Here is a 13,142-nt window from a genome sequence, read left to right on the forward strand (position 1 = left end):
GGCACGCCCGGCATAACTGAGTCAAGCTCATAGTTATTCCACTGAACTATGAGCTAGGCTCTCTTGAATGGAGAAGGATCTGGTGGAGCTTTTCGGCCAGACCGCCCGCATGATCCGCCGCAAGCAGATGGAACGCCTGGCGCCGCTCGGACTCACCCCGTCCCTGTCCCGGGCCCTGCGAGTGATCACGAGCGCCGAGGAGCCCCTGCGCATGGCGGAGCTGGCCGAGCGCCTCGGCGTGGTCCCCCGTTCGGTCACCACCGTGGTGGACGCGCTGGAAGCGGCCGGGCTGGCCGGCCGCGCGCCCGACCCCGGCAACCGCCGTTCGACCCTGGTGTCCCCCACCGCGAAGGGGCGTGCGGCGCGGACGCGGATGGCCGAGGCCCGCCGCGAGGCCGCCGAGGAGGTCTTCCGGCCGCTGTCCGCCGAGCAGCGCGAGCAGCTTCGCGCCCTGCTCGCGCTGCTCGACGAGGACGAATGATCCAGCGAGCACGAATGATCTACGAGGGCCAGCTGCCGTTGGCGGCGGCGGACTTGACGTAGTCCTCGAAGGGGCGTGGGTCTCGGCCCAGGGCACGCCGGACGCCGTCGCTGACCCGGTCGCCCGTGCCCCGGCTGATGCCGTCCAGCAGGCCTGCCAGGAGTTCGGCCACCTCGGCGGAGAGGCCCAGCGCGGTGAGCGACGCCACGAACTCCGGCACCGAGAGCGGGGTATAGCGGATCTCCCGGCCGGAGGCCTCGGCGATGAGCTCGACGGCGGTACGGAACGACAGGGGCTCGGGGCCGGAGAGCTCGTAGATCTGGCCGGTGTGGCCCTCCTGGGTGAGTGCGGCGACCGCGACGTCGGCGATGTCCTCGGCGTCGATGAACGCCTCGCGCCCCTCTCCCGCGGGGAGCGCCAGTTCGCCGGCGAGCAGCGGCTCAAGCAGGAAGTCCTCGCTGAAGTTCTGGGCGAACCAGGCCGGGCGGAGGATCGTCCAGGCGAGACCGGACTCGCGTACGGCGCGTTCGGCCTGCTCCTGAGAGGGCTGCGCCTCCCCGCCAACGCCACGAGCGGACAGGAGCACGATGCGCTGGACGCCGGCCGCGGCGGCCGCGGCCGTGAACTCCGGGACGACGGACTGGTCCACGAACTCGTTCATCGGGACCAGATAGACGGCGGAGACGCCGTCCAGAGCGGCGTTCCAGGTGGCCCGGTCGCCCAGGTCGAAGCCGGTGGTGCGGGAGGCCGCGCGAACAGGGCGGCCGAGGTCGTTGAGGCGTGCGACGACCCTGCGGCCGGTCTTGCCACGGCCGCCGAGCACGAGAATGGTCGATTCGGTCATGCTGATCATGACATCAGGGCCAGGCGAGACGATCCATGAGTGTCCGTCTCGATTCCATGCGCGATCGTCCTGAAGATCACACTTTGGGATGACGCGCCTCCCGCCGAGGACCGCTACCTTGCCACGGAGCGGAGATCGGGTATGACGAGGGTGGCCCCATGCATGAGAAGCAGTGGAACCGGCGGCGCGTGCTGACGCTCGGCGGACGTGCCGCCGCGGCGGTCGCGCTGGGGCCCCTTCTCACCGGCACGCGGACCGCGAACGCCTCGGCCGGATCCGGCACCGCGGTCTCGAGGCGCTTCGACCTCTCCGGCTCCGTTCACTCCCTGCTGTGGAACAAGGCGATCCTTCCGGGCACCGTGATCCAGTCGTTCGGCTTCGACGACCTGCGCGGCCATCTGTACTTCGTGCAGGTCCTCGACGAGGCCGGCGCCGCGCCCGCGGGCCGGCTGCACGTCACAAGGACTGACATGTCCGGCAACGTCCTCGGTGACATGATCCTGCGCGACCGGGCGGGCAAGGGGTGGGGCCACGGGATGTCGCTCGCGGTCGAGTCGACCCCCGGTCATGTCCGTCTGTGGATCGAGGTGGACGGCGCCGTGCGGACGGACGGGCTGGACTGCACCGGCCGGGCGCTCGCCCGGATCCCGTTCGTCGACGGCGCCACGTTCACCCCCGACTCGGCGGGGGTCGAGAAGCACACGCTGATCCGTGGCGCCACCGAGGTCACCTGCGCCCTCGACCCGGTCAACAACCGGCTGGTGCAGCGGTACGTCCTGGCCAACAGGGCACGGTACGCCGTCTACTCGCTGAACGAAGTGATCGCCGGCAGGTACCACCCGGTCGCCTGGTTCGCCGAGCCGATGCTCTCGCGGGCCTTCCGTCCAGGACTGCCGAGCGAGATCTTCGTGGAGGTCCAGGGCTACGCCGCCTACGACCGGCACCTGTACATCCTGGCGGCGAACCTTCAGGACGAGGCACGCCTCACCGCCGTCGATCTCAGGAGCGGACGCACCGTGCAGCGACGCTCCCTCGACTCGGGCCCTTCGTCCGCGTTCCCGCACGTCTACCGGAAGGCCGAGGGGATGGCGATCCAGCAGACCGGGGGCTCGGCGCGGCTCTGCCACGGCTTCGCCGGCGGCGACCCTGGCATCCGCACGACGACGATCTCGTATCTGGAGTCCATGGTCTGATGTGAGATCGTCTCGCTATGGACCTCCTCGACGACCTCCTCTCCGGGGTCCGGGCGCGCGGCGCGACGTTCTGCCGGTCCGTCGCCGAGCCCCCCTGGGCGGTGCATTTCGCCTCGCCGACCCCGCTGGCCCTCGGCACCATGCTGAGCGGGAACGCCTGGATCACACCGGCCGGCGGTGAGCCGGTGGAGGCCAGGGAGGGCGACATCGTCCTTGTGCGGGGCAACGGCTCGTTCACCGTGGGAGACAGCCCGGACACCCCGGCCCAGGTGGTCATCGAGGACGCCGACCGGTGCTGGCTGACGGCGGACGGGCCGGACACCGCCGGGCACAACTTCGTGCTGGGTCCACGGACGTACGGGCTCACGGCCGACGGCTCCGATCTCTTCGTCACGGCCGAGTACGCGATGCGCGGGGACGTCTGCGAGCGCCTCCTCCGGGCGCTTCCGGAGCTGGTCGTCATTCCCGGAGCACCCGAGTTCGCACCGCTGCTCGACCTGCTCGCCACGGAGATCGCCCGCGAGGATCCGGGCCAGCAGGTCATCCTCGACCGGTTGCTCGACATGCTGCTGGTCCGGGTGCTGCGCTCGTGGTTCGCCCGGCCCGACGCCGAACCGCCCGCCGGATACCGCGCGCTGGCCGATCCGCAGATCGGGCAGGCGCTCCGGCTGCTCCATGACGACCCCGCCCGGCCTTGGACGGTGGCCGGGCTGGCCGCCGAGATCGGCATGTCGCGGGCCGTCTTCGCCCGGCGGTTCAGCGAGCTCGTCGGTCAGCCGCCGCTGACCTACCTGACCGAGTGGCGGATGGCAGTGGCGGCCGATCTGCTGCGCGAGCCGGGTTCGAGCGTCACGTCGGTGGCGCGCAAGGTCGGCTACTCGGACGGATTCGCGTTCAGCAACGCGTTCAAGCGTGTGCGAGGCCAGAGTCCGAGCACGGTCCTGCGTGCCACCGCCGCCACCATGGCCGGCGCCGGCGCCGGCGCCGGCTCCACCGCCGGTGCTCAGCTCGCGCCGTAGACCGGCTCGGGCGCCGCCGACCGGGCAAGGAGATCGGTGAGAACGGGAGTCAGCTCGGCGGGATCCCAGCGGGCGCCCTTGTCGACGGCGGGGCCGTGCCGGAAGGCGTCCATCACGCAGATCTTGCCGCCCTCGGCCTCGAAGACCCGGCCGGTGACACCGCGCGACTCCGCCGAGCCCAGCCAGACCACCAGCGGCGAGACGTTCTCGGGCGCCATCGCGTCGAACTCGCCCTCGGCGGGCGCGGCCATGGTCTGCGCGAAGACCTCCTCGGTCATGCGCGTCCGGGCGGCCGGGGCGATCGCGTTGACCGTCACCCCGTACCGGCAGAGCTCGGCCGACGCGACCAGGGTCAGCCCCACGATGCCGGCCTTCGCGGCCGAGTAGTTGCCCTGGCCCACGCTGCCCAGCAGGCCCGCGCCGGACGAGGTGTTGATGACGCGGGCGTCGACCGGCCGCCCCGCCTTGCTCTCGCTCCGCCAGTACCGCCCGGCGTGCTTGAGCGGAAGGAAGTGCCCCTTGAGGTGAACGCGCATGACCGCGTCCCACTCGTCCTCGGACAGGTTGATCAGCATCCGGTCGCGCAGGAAGCCCGCGTTGTTGACCAGGACGTCGAGGCGGCCGAACGTGTCGATCGCGGTGGCGACCAGCGCGGCCGACCCCTCCTCGGTGGCGATGTCGTGGGGACTGGCGACCGCCTGCCCGCCGAGCTGCTCGATCTCCTTGACCACCTCGTGCGCGGGGCCGTCGGAGGCGTCGCCGGTGCCGTCGCGGGCGACGCCGAGGTCGTTCACGACGACCCTGGCACCCTGGCGGGCGAACTCCAGCGCGTGCGCCCGGCCGAGGCCGCGGCCCGCTCCGGTGACGACGACGACCCGGTCCTTGCAGATCATTCAGTCCTCCTTCTTGTTGACGTTGGCGGCGTCCAGGAAGGCAGGGCGCTCGCCCCCGCCGTGCAGCAGCAGCGCGGACCCGCTGATGTAACCCGCGAGGTCGGAGGCGAGGAACGCGCAGGCCGCACCGATGTCGTACGGGTCGGCCAGGCGGCCCAGCGGCACCGTGCCGGCCACGGCGGCGATACCGTCCTCGTCGCCGTAGTGCAGGTGCGACTGCTCGGTCCGGACCATGCCGAGCGTGAGCGAGTTGACCCGGACGCGCGGCGCCCATTCGACGGCCAGCGAGGTGGCGAGGTTGTCCAGGCCCGCCTTGGCCGCGCCGTACGCGGCGGTGCCGGGCGAGGGGCGTACGCCGCTGACACTGCTGATCATGATGATCGAGCCGCCGCCGTCCTGGGCCTGCATGCGCGCGTTGGCGGCCCTCGACATGATCAGTGCCGAGGTGAGATTGAGCTCGATGATCTTGGTGTGGGTGCGGACCTCGCCCTCGGCGACCGGCAGGAACGGGGTGCCGCCCGCGTTGTTGACCAGGACGTCGACCCGTTCGAGACCGTCGAAGAAGGCCTCGGCCGCGGCCGGGTCACGGACGTCGAGCGAGGCGAAGCGGGCCGTCCGGCCACTGGCGGACGGCAACGACTCCGGCTCTCGCCGGGCGACGGCGACCACCTCCGCCCCCGCGTCCAGGAGGGCGCGGCTGATGCCCAGCCCGACCCCGCGCACTCCCCCGGTGACGACGGCGAGCCTGCCGGTCAGATCCAGCGAAAGAGACATCCGGCCCTCCTCTGCTACGGTCTGTTCTAACAAATGTTTGGTGGAAAGGTAGCGCATGGGAATCTCCACCACGACCCACGCGGGCGGGGTCGCCGAGATCGTCGTCGATGCCCCGCCGGTCAACGCGCTGACCGTGCGCGGGTGGTTCGACCTTGCCGACGCCCTGCTCGCGGCCGGGCGCGACCAGAAGGTCGGCGCCGTCGTGCTCCGCTCCGAGGGACGCGGGTTCAACGCGGGCGTCGACATCAAGGAGATGCAGAACACCGAGGGCCACACCGCGCTGGTGGGCGCCAACCGGGGCTGCTACGCGGCCTTCGCGGCCGTCTACGAGTGCGAGGTGCCGGTCGTGGCCGCGGTGAACGGCTTCTGCCTGGGCGGCGGCATCGGCCTGGTCGGCAACGCGGACATCATCGTGGCCGCCGAGGACGCCTACTTCGGCCTCCCCGAGGTCGACCGGGGCGCGCTCGGCGCCGCCACCCACCTGGCGCGCCTCGTTCCGCAGCACCTGATGCGCGCGATGGTCTACACGTGCCGCAACGTGACCGCCGAGGAACTGCACCGGCACGGATCGGTGCTGGAGGTGGTCCCGGCCGCGGAGCTGCGCGCGAAGGCCCTCGAGGTCGCCGGGAACATCGCCGCCAAGGACCCGTACGTCATCCGGCGCGCCAAGGAGTCCCTCAACGGGATCGATCCGATCGACGTGAAGCGCAGCTACCGCTACGAGCAGGGCTTCACCTTCGAACTGAATCTGGTCGGCGCCGGTGACGCCCACCGCGACGCCTTCGTGCGCAAGGAGGGCCGGTGAGCCCGGTGAGTTCAGCGAGCAAGGTCATGGCGATCGACGAGATCGCCGGGTCGCTGGAGAGCGGCATGACGATCGGGATCGGCGGCTGGGGGTCGCGCCGCAAGCCGATGGCGCTGGTGCGGGCCATCTGCAACTCCCCGGTGACCGACCTGACGGTGATCTCCTACGGCGGGCCCGATGTCGGCCTGCTCTGCGCGTACGGCAAGGTGCGCAGGCTGGTCACCGCGTTCGTCACGCTGGACACGATCCCGCTGGAGCCGCACTTCCGGCAGGCGCGGCAGAACGGTGACATCCAGCTGACCGAGTACGACGAGGGCATGTTCATGTTCGGGCTGTACGCGGCGGCGCACCGGCTGCCGTTCCTGCCGACTCCGGCGGGGCTCGGCTCGGACGTGCTGAAGGTCAACCCGGAGCTGAGGACGATCCGTTCGCCGTACGAGGACGGCCAGGAACTGGTCGCGGTCCCGGCTCTCACGATGGACGTCGCCCTCGTCCACATGAACCGCGCCGACGCACGCGGCAACGCCCAGTATCTCGGCCCCGACCCGTACATGGACGACCTCTTCGCCAAGGCCGCCGACCGCACCTATGTCTCGTGCGAACGGCTCGTCGACACCGGCGACCTCCTCAAGGAGGGCCCGCTCCAGTCCCTCCTCATCAGCCGTTCCCAGGTCACCGGGGTGGTCGAGACGCCGAACGGCGCACACTTCACGACCTGCGAGCCCGACCACGAACGCGACGAGGCGTTCCAGAAGCTCTACGCCAAGGCCGCCGCCGACCCCGCCGAGTGGACCGCCTTCCGTGAGCGGTTCCTGTCCGGGGACGAGGCCGCCTACCAGGACGCCGTACGCACGTGGCAGGAGGAGAGCCGATGACGACGGCGACACGAGCCGAGATCTGCGCCGTGGCCTGCGCCGAGCTGTTCCGGGGCGACGGCGAGATCGTGGCCGCGGCCGTCGCGGGCTTCGTCCCGATGCTCGGCTCCCGGCTGGCGCGCGCGACGTTCGAGCCAGACCTCCTCACCACGGACGGAGGCCCGGTGCTGAGCGCCGAGCCCGTTCCGCTCGGCCGGTCGGCCACCGGCATCGAAGGCTGGCTGCCGTTCCGCGACCACCTCTGGCTGGTGCTGAACGGACGGCGCCACGTCGTCATGGGTCCCGTCCAGATCGACCCGTTCGGCAACACCAACATCTCCTGCATCGGAGACTGGGAGCGGCCCAAACGCCAACTCCTCGGCGTGCGCGGCGGCCCTGGCAACACCCTGCTCAACACGACCAGTTACTGGGTGCCCAAGCACTCGACCCGCGTCTTCACCGAGAAGGTCGACTTCGTGAGCGGCATCGGCCACGACCGCGGCGCGCACGAGATCCGCGCCGTCGTCACCAACCTCGCCGTGCTCGACTTCGCCACGCCCACCCGGCGCATGCGCCTCCGCTCCGTGCATCCCGGCGTCTCGGTCTCCGACGTCGTCGGCAACACCGGCTTCGACCTCGACGTCCCCGCCGACGTGCCCGAGACCCGCCTGCCCACCCCTGACGAGCTGCAGGTCATGCGCGAGGTCCTCGACCCCAAGGCCCTCCGCGAACGCGAGGTCCCGTCATGATCGACCAGGTCCTCGACACGCCCCTGACCCGCCTCACAGGCGTCCGGCATCCCGTCGTCCAAACAGGCATGGGCTGGGTGGCCGGACCGCGTCTGGTGTCGGCCGTGGCCAACGCGGGAGCCCTTGGCGTCCTCGCGTCGGCCACCATGACGCTCGACCAGCTCACCACCGCGATCCACGAGGTCAAGGACCGCACGGACGCCCCGTTCGGCGTCAACCTCCGCGCCGACGCCACCGACGCCGGCGACCGGATCGACCTCCTCATCAAAGAAGGCGTACGGGTCGCCTCGTTCGCCCTGGCCCCCAGACAAGAGCTGATCGCCAAGCTCAAGGACGCCGGCACCATCGTGATCCCGTCCGTGGGCGCCCGCCGCCACGCCGAGAAGGTCGCCGCCTGGGGCGCGGACGCGGTGCTCGTCCAGGGCGGCGAGGGCGGCGGCCACACCGGCGCCGTCGCCACCACCCTCCTCCTTCCCCAGGTCGTCGACGCCGTCGACATCCCGGTGATCGCCGCCGGCGGCTTCTTCGACGGCCGCGGCCTGGCCGCCGCCCTCGCGTACGGCGCGGCGGGCGTCGCCATGGGCACCCGCTTCCTCCTGACCGCCGACAGCTCGGTCCCCGACGAGGTCAAGCAGGTCTACCTGGGCACCACCGAGACGGTGGTCACCCGCCAGGTGGACGGCATGCCCCACCGCGTGCTGCGCAGCGAACTGGTCGACACCCTCGAACGCTCCGGCCGCCTGACCGGCCTGGTCCGCGCCCTGCGCAACGGCGCCCGCTTCAAGAAGATCTCCGGCATGTCCTGGCGCGACATGATCGCCGACGGCAGGGCCATGAAGCACGGCAAGGACCTGTCCTGGTCGCAGGTCCTCATGGCCGCCAACACCCCCATGCTGCTGAAAGCCGCCATGGTCGACGGCCACCCCGACCTGGGCGTGATGGCCTCAGGCCAGGTGGTCGCGCTCATCGACGAACTCCCCACCTGCGAAGCCCTCATCGACGCGATCGTCCGCGGTGCCGCCGACGCCATAGCCACCCAGCAGACCCACCTCGTCGACCGCTAGTCAGATCTTGAGGACCAGTTTGCCGGTGGTGGAGCCCGACTCGATGCGGCGGTGGGCCTCGGCGGCGTCCTCCAAAGGAAGCTCTTCGACCTGGAGTCGCAGGTCGCCACCGGCTGCGGCGACCGCCCGGCGTAGGGCGCGGCCTGCTTCGGCTGGGAAGGCGGCGGAGAACGCGGCGAGGTTGAAGCCTGACACGGTCTTGTTGGCGAACCACAGCTCGTTGGCTGATATGCCGACGTCGTCGGCACCGGATGCGTTGCCCATCACGACCATGCGGCCCATCGGGGCGAGCGCGTCCAGGCTGGCGCGGCGGGCCGGGCCGCCGACCATGTCGACGACGATGTCGAAGTCGCCAGTGCCGGTGAGCTCGTCGCGGAGGATCACTTCGTCGTAGCCGAAGGATTCGGCGGTTTTCACTTTGGCGGGGCTGCCCACCGTGCCGGCTATGCGGTTCGCGCCCAGGAGGCGGGCCGCTTGGCCCAGCTGGGATCCGACCCCTCCGGCGGCGGCGTGGACCAGGACGGATTCACCGGGCTCGATGCGGGCCACGCGGTCGAGGACCAGGAAGGCGGTGGTGCTGTTGGACGGCACCGCCGCGGCGACGTGCAAGCTCAGGTTGTTCTCGATCGGGGCCACCAGGTCGGCGGACGTCACCACGACCTCGGCGTAGCCGCCGCTGTCGACGATGGTGAGCGCGGCGACCGGCTGGCCGATGCGGAGGCCTTCGACATCAGGCCCGAGGGAGCGGACGTGCCCGGCCACCTCGATGCCGGGGACGAACGGCAAGGGGACGTTCGCGATGCCTTGGCGATAGAGGATCTCGGCGAAGTTGGCTCCCGCGTAGGTGACGTCGATGGCGACCTGGCCTGGGCCTGGTTCGGGTGTCTCTACGTCGGCGAGGGTCAGGACGTCGGCTTCCCCGAATTGGGGGATGGTGACTGCCTTCATCAGTATCGGCTCCCGACGGCCGCTGGTACGTCGTTCAGCTCGGCCAGGTCGGCCGGGGTGAGGTCGAGGTCGGCGGCCCCGGCGTTCTCGTTCAGGTACTTGGACTTCTTGGTGCCGGGGATCGGGATGACGTGGTCGCCCTGGGCGAGCGTCCAGGCGATGGCGACCTGGGCCGGGGTGGCACCGTGACGTGCTGCGACGCCCTTGACGATGTCGACGATCCGCAGGTTGGCCTTGAGCGCCTCCTCCTGGAAGCGCGGGTTGCGGCCGCGGTAGTCGGAGTCCTCGAAGTCGGCGGCGGTGACGGCGCCGGTGAGGAAACCCCGGCCGAGGGGAGAGAACGGCACGAACACGGCGTTGTTGTCCCTGCACCAGCCGACCACGTCGCCCGGCCCGCCGCCGGAGATGAGGTCGCCGGAGAAGCCTCCGGCGCTGCCGCCCGGCGCGTCCATCGGGTCCCGCGTCCACAGCGACAGTTCTGACTGGATCGCCGCCACCGGGTGGACATCGTGCGCTTCTTGAGCTTGCGAAACGGTCACTTCGGACAGGCCGAGGTGCCGGACCTTGCCTTCGGCGACCAGCTCGGCCATCGCTCCCCAGGTTTCCGCAAGGGGTACCTCGGGGTCGACGCGGTGCAGGTAGTAGAGGTCGACGATGTCGGTGTCCAGGCGGCGCAGGCTGTCTTCGAGCGACCTCTTCACGTGCTCGGGTGAGCCGTCACGCCCCATGGAGGTGGTCGCGCGGTCCGTGACCCGCAGGCCGGTCTTGGTGGCGAGCACGACCCGGTCGCGCCGGCCGGCGAGCGCGCGGCCGAGGAGGGCCTCATTGTCCCCGTCGCCGTAGACCTGGGCGGTGTCGAGGAAGGTGACGCCGAGGTCGACCGCCTCGTGGATCAGCGCGATCGAGGCGGCGTCGTCCCGCTCGGATTCGCCGTAGGCCCAGCTCATGCCCATGCAGCCGAGCCCGACCGCGCCGACCTGCGTGCCTGCGAACGTACGTGTCCTCATGATTCTTCCTTTCAGGCGGGGACGGCCGTGACGAGGCCGCCGTCGATGACCAGGTCCTGGCCGTTGATGTACGAGGCCTCGGCGGAGGCCAGGAAGGCGACCGCGCCGGCCACGTCTTCCGAGGAACCGAGACGGCCGGCGACCACCTGGGCCGCATAGGCGGCCGCCTCCTCCGTGGTGGGCGCGGCGCCGCGGAACATCGGGGTGTCGATGTAACCGGGACTGACGGAGTTGACCCGGATGCGCCGCGGGGCCAGGTCGGCGGCGAGGGTACGGGCCAGGTTGTGCACGGCGGCCTTGGTCGCCGAGTAGACCGAGGCGACCGGAAGGCCACGGTAGAGCGTCCAGGAGGCGTTGATGACGATGGCGCCGCCGTCGCTCATCAACGGCACGGCCTTCTGGACCGTGAAGTAGACGCCCTTGAAGTTGACCGCCACCGTCTCGTCGAAGTCGGCCTCGGTGATCTCGGCGCTCGGCTTGAACGTGCCGACGCCCGCGTTGGCGAAGACCACGTCGAGACGTCCGAACCGGTCCCGGACGGTCGCCATCAGGGTGTCGAGATCGGCCAGGCTCGCGGCGTCCGCGCGCACGGCCAGGGCGCGGCCGCCCGCGTCCAGTTCCTTGACGGTGTCCAGTTCTTTGACGGTGTCCAGTTCCTTGACGGCGGTGTCCAGGCGGGCCTGGTCGCGGCCAGTGATGATCACCTGTGCGCCCTCGGCCAGCAGGCGGGCGGCCGTGGCCAGGCCCATGCCGCTCGTGCCACCCGTGATCAGCGCGATCTTTCCGGTGAAGCGCCCCTCGTTCGTCATGACAACGATCGTGCTGGACGGCCGGGGAGGCGAACAGACGCGGCTTATCCTGGGTGTGGCACCACCAGGATGCCGGGCGCGTCTCGAAGTCGGCGCCCTTGGCCAGCGGTGCGCGCCTAGCTCGCTTGAACGAGGCGGACGTGGCGCATCAGGCGTTCGAGCCGTTCCTGGGTCTCGGTGCCGGGCTTGGGATTGTGCAGCACCAGGTGGTGACCGGGAATCTCCTCCAGCGGCATCGCCAGGGCCTCGAACGCCATCTCCCCCACGTCGGGATGGTCGATGGTCTTGACGGCGGTGGTCTCACCGGTGACCTCGTGGCGGGCCCAGATCTCGGCGAACTCCGGGCTGACCGCGCTCAGGTCCGCGGCGATCCGTCCGAACTCGGGGTCGTCCGGATAGCGGGCGGCGTCGGCGCGGAACCGGCCCGCCACCTTCTCCGCGGCCACGGCCCATTGGGTGTCCCGCGCCCGGTAACGCTCGTTGGTGAAGAACGTCACCACACAGTTGTGATCATGCACGTCGTAACCGAAGACGACCTGCGCGGCCTGGTTGATCGCCGCGAAGTTCCAGTGGCGGTCCCGGACGTAGGCGGGCCGGGGCGACCACGCGTCCAGCACCCGCTGGAGCTCGGGGCTGATCTCCGCCGTGGTGTTCGCCTCGGCCTGGGGCGGGTTGAGCCCGGCGAGGAGGTAGAGGTGCTGCCGTTCGGCCTCGTCCAGCCGCAGCGCGCGGGCGATCGCGTCGAGCACGGCCTCGGAGACCTTGATGTCGCGGCCCTGTTCGAGCCAGGTGTACCAGGACACCCCGACCCCGGCCAGGACGGCGACCTCCTCGCGCCGCAGGCCCGGCGTCCGGCGCCGCCCGGCGTCCGGCATGCCCACGTCCCGCGGCGTGAGCCGGGCGCGCCGCGTCCGCAGGAAGTCCCGCAGTTCATCGCGGCGGAGACCGTGCGACGTTCCCTCTGGGCCGTTCGCGCTGCTCATGCCCCCCACGATAACCGCGGCCCCGCGACGGTCCGGACCCGCACCCGCCCTTGATCACCCGTCGCTCTAGGCTGGCCCCCGTGATCGGTTCGGCGATGGGGCGGTGCATGCGGGGCGGATTTCTCGCTGCCGCCTGCACGCTCCTCGCGCTCGCCGGTCACTCACTGGGCGTCGGCGGCGCGTGCTGCCTGCCGCCCCTCCCCGCGGTGTTCGTGACCGGCACCGTCGTGGGCGTTCTCTGCGTCACAGTGGCCGCGCGGCTGCTCTCGTTCTGGAAGATCCTGGTCGTGGTCGGCTGGGCCCAGGTCGCCTTCCACGTGTCTTTCGCGGTCACGGCCTCCGGTCCGGCACACCACGCGGGCGCCGTGCCCCCGCCGTCCCCGGCCGGGGCTGCGGGGGCGCCGTTCGGTCCGTCGATGCTCGCCGGGCACCTGGTGGCCGCGATCGCCGCCGCCGCGCTGCTCGCCGGTGCCGACCGGGCCCTCTGGTGGCTGCTCACCGCCGTCTTCGCGATCGCGGTCACGTTCGTGTGGCCGATCCCGCGCCGTGTCGAGACGCACCGCCCGCCGTGGGCCGTGCTGGTCGCCACTGACCCGGCGCCGCTCCTCGGCGTGCTGCTCGCCCGTGCCGTCCGGCGTCGCGGGCCTCCGGTGGTACGACCGCACGCCGCCGCCTGATCCCATCGCCCCGGTGGGCAGGTCCGGCGTGCCTTCGTGCAT

At 71.1% G+C, this 13,142-nt stretch carries 15 protein-coding genes; 8 read left to right on the forward strand and 7 right to left on the reverse strand.

Translation table 11 applies throughout. The annotated features are described in order from the left end of the window. Positions 1-67 precede the first annotated feature (67 nt). The gene (locus tag F8566_RS21830; protein WP_151562711.1) at positions 68-481 is read left to right on the forward strand and encodes a MarR family winged helix-turn-helix transcriptional regulator; all 414 of its coding nucleotides are present in this window, start codon (positions 68-70) and stop codon (positions 479-481) included. Between the two features lie 19 nt (positions 482-500). On the opposite strand, the gene F8566_RS21835 is transcribed toward F8566_RS21830, so the two are convergent. Continuing rightward, the gene (locus F8566_RS21835; RefSeq protein WP_151562713.1) at positions 501-1,325 is read right to left on the reverse strand and encodes an NAD(P)H-binding protein; all 825 of its coding nucleotides are present in this window, start codon (positions 1,323-1,325) and stop codon (positions 501-503) included. Positions 1,326-1,483: 158 nt separating this feature from the next. Here F8566_RS21835 and F8566_RS21840 point away from each other — a divergent pair, with 158 nt between their 5' ends. Together F8566_RS21840 and F8566_RS21845 are read left to right on the forward strand one after the other, a co-directional pair. Next, a complete protein-coding gene (locus tag F8566_RS21840; RefSeq protein ID WP_151562715.1) occupies positions 1,484-2,518 on the forward strand; it encodes a hypothetical protein in 1,035 nt (344 codons plus the stop codon). A 17-nt stretch (positions 2,519-2,535) separates the two neighbouring features. Further along, the gene (locus F8566_RS21845) at positions 2,536-3,537 is read left to right on the forward strand and encodes an AraC family transcriptional regulator (protein ID WP_151562717.1); all 1,002 of its coding nucleotides are present in this window, start codon (positions 2,536-2,538) and stop codon (positions 3,535-3,537) included. Here the strand turns inward: F8566_RS21845 and F8566_RS21850 are convergent. Further along, a complete protein-coding gene (locus F8566_RS21850; RefSeq protein ID WP_151562719.1) occupies positions 3,522-4,430 on the reverse strand; it encodes an SDR family oxidoreductase in 909 nt (302 codons plus the stop codon). The two genes, F8566_RS21845 and F8566_RS21850, sit on opposite strands and share 16 nt — an antisense overlap. Then, entirely contained in the window at positions 4,431-5,204 is a 774-nt protein-coding gene (locus tag F8566_RS21855; RefSeq protein ID WP_151562721.1) for an SDR family oxidoreductase, read from the reverse strand. A gap of 55 nt (positions 5,205-5,259) precedes the next feature. On the opposite strand from F8566_RS21855, the gene F8566_RS21860 reads away from it, so the two are divergent. The 4 genes from F8566_RS21860 to F8566_RS21875 are packed head-to-tail and all read left to right on the forward strand — an operon-like array spanning position 5,260 to position 8,676. Further along, entirely contained in the window at positions 5,260-6,009 is a 750-nt protein-coding gene (locus F8566_RS21860) for an enoyl-CoA hydratase family protein (protein ID WP_151562723.1), read from the forward strand. Between the two features lie 26 nt (positions 6,010-6,035). Then, positions 6,036-6,884, forward strand: coding sequence for a CoA transferase subunit A (locus F8566_RS21865; protein ID WP_151563101.1), 849 nt, complete (start codon positions 6,036-6,038; stop codon positions 6,882-6,884). Continuing rightward, positions 6,881-7,612, forward strand: a complete 732-nt coding sequence (locus F8566_RS21870; protein ID WP_151562725.1) for a CoA-transferase subunit beta — start codon at positions 6,881-6,883, stop codon at positions 7,610-7,612. Before F8566_RS21865 ends, F8566_RS21870 begins: the two co-directional genes overlap by 4 nt. Further along, the gene (locus F8566_RS21875) at positions 7,609-8,676 is read left to right on the forward strand and encodes an NAD(P)H-dependent flavin oxidoreductase (protein ID WP_151562727.1); all 1,068 of its coding nucleotides are present in this window, start codon (positions 7,609-7,611) and stop codon (positions 8,674-8,676) included. The genes F8566_RS21870 and F8566_RS21875 overlap by 4 nt, the downstream gene beginning before the upstream one ends. On the opposite strand, the gene F8566_RS21880 is transcribed toward F8566_RS21875, so the two are convergent. The 4 genes from F8566_RS21880 to F8566_RS21895 all read right to left on the reverse strand — a co-directional run bounded on the left by F8566_RS21880 (position 8,677) and on the right by F8566_RS21895 (position 12,423). Then, positions 8,677-9,624, reverse strand: coding sequence for a quinone oxidoreductase family protein (locus F8566_RS21880; protein ID WP_151562729.1), 948 nt, complete (start codon positions 9,622-9,624; stop codon positions 8,677-8,679). Next, the gene (locus tag F8566_RS21885) at positions 9,624-10,631 is read right to left on the reverse strand and encodes an aldo/keto reductase (protein WP_151562731.1); all 1,008 of its coding nucleotides are present in this window, start codon (positions 10,629-10,631) and stop codon (positions 9,624-9,626) included. The genes F8566_RS21880 and F8566_RS21885 overlap by 1 nt, the downstream gene beginning before the upstream one ends. A gap of 11 nt (positions 10,632-10,642) precedes the next feature. After that, a complete protein-coding gene (locus F8566_RS21890; protein ID WP_151562733.1) occupies positions 10,643-11,440 on the reverse strand; it encodes an SDR family NAD(P)-dependent oxidoreductase in 798 nt (265 codons plus the stop codon). 116 nt (positions 11,441-11,556) lie between these two features. Continuing rightward, complete coding sequence (locus F8566_RS21895; RefSeq protein ID WP_151562735.1) at positions 11,557-12,423, reverse strand: helix-turn-helix transcriptional regulator; 867 nt, start codon at positions 12,421-12,423, stop codon at positions 11,557-11,559. 80 nt (positions 12,424-12,503) lie between these two features. Here F8566_RS21895 and F8566_RS21900 point away from each other — a divergent pair, with 80 nt between their 5' ends. Continuing rightward, on the forward strand, positions 12,504-13,100 hold the full coding sequence (locus F8566_RS21900; RefSeq protein ID WP_151562737.1) for a hypothetical protein: 597 nt from the start codon (positions 12,504-12,506) through the stop codon (positions 13,098-13,100). The last annotated feature ends 42 nt before the right edge of the window (positions 13,101-13,142 follow it).

The sequence above is a fragment of the Actinomadura rudentiformis genome (genome assembly GCF_008923185.1).
GTDB classification, from domain to species: Bacteria; Actinomycetota; Actinomycetes; order Streptosporangiales; family Streptosporangiaceae; genus Spirillospora; species Spirillospora rudentiformis.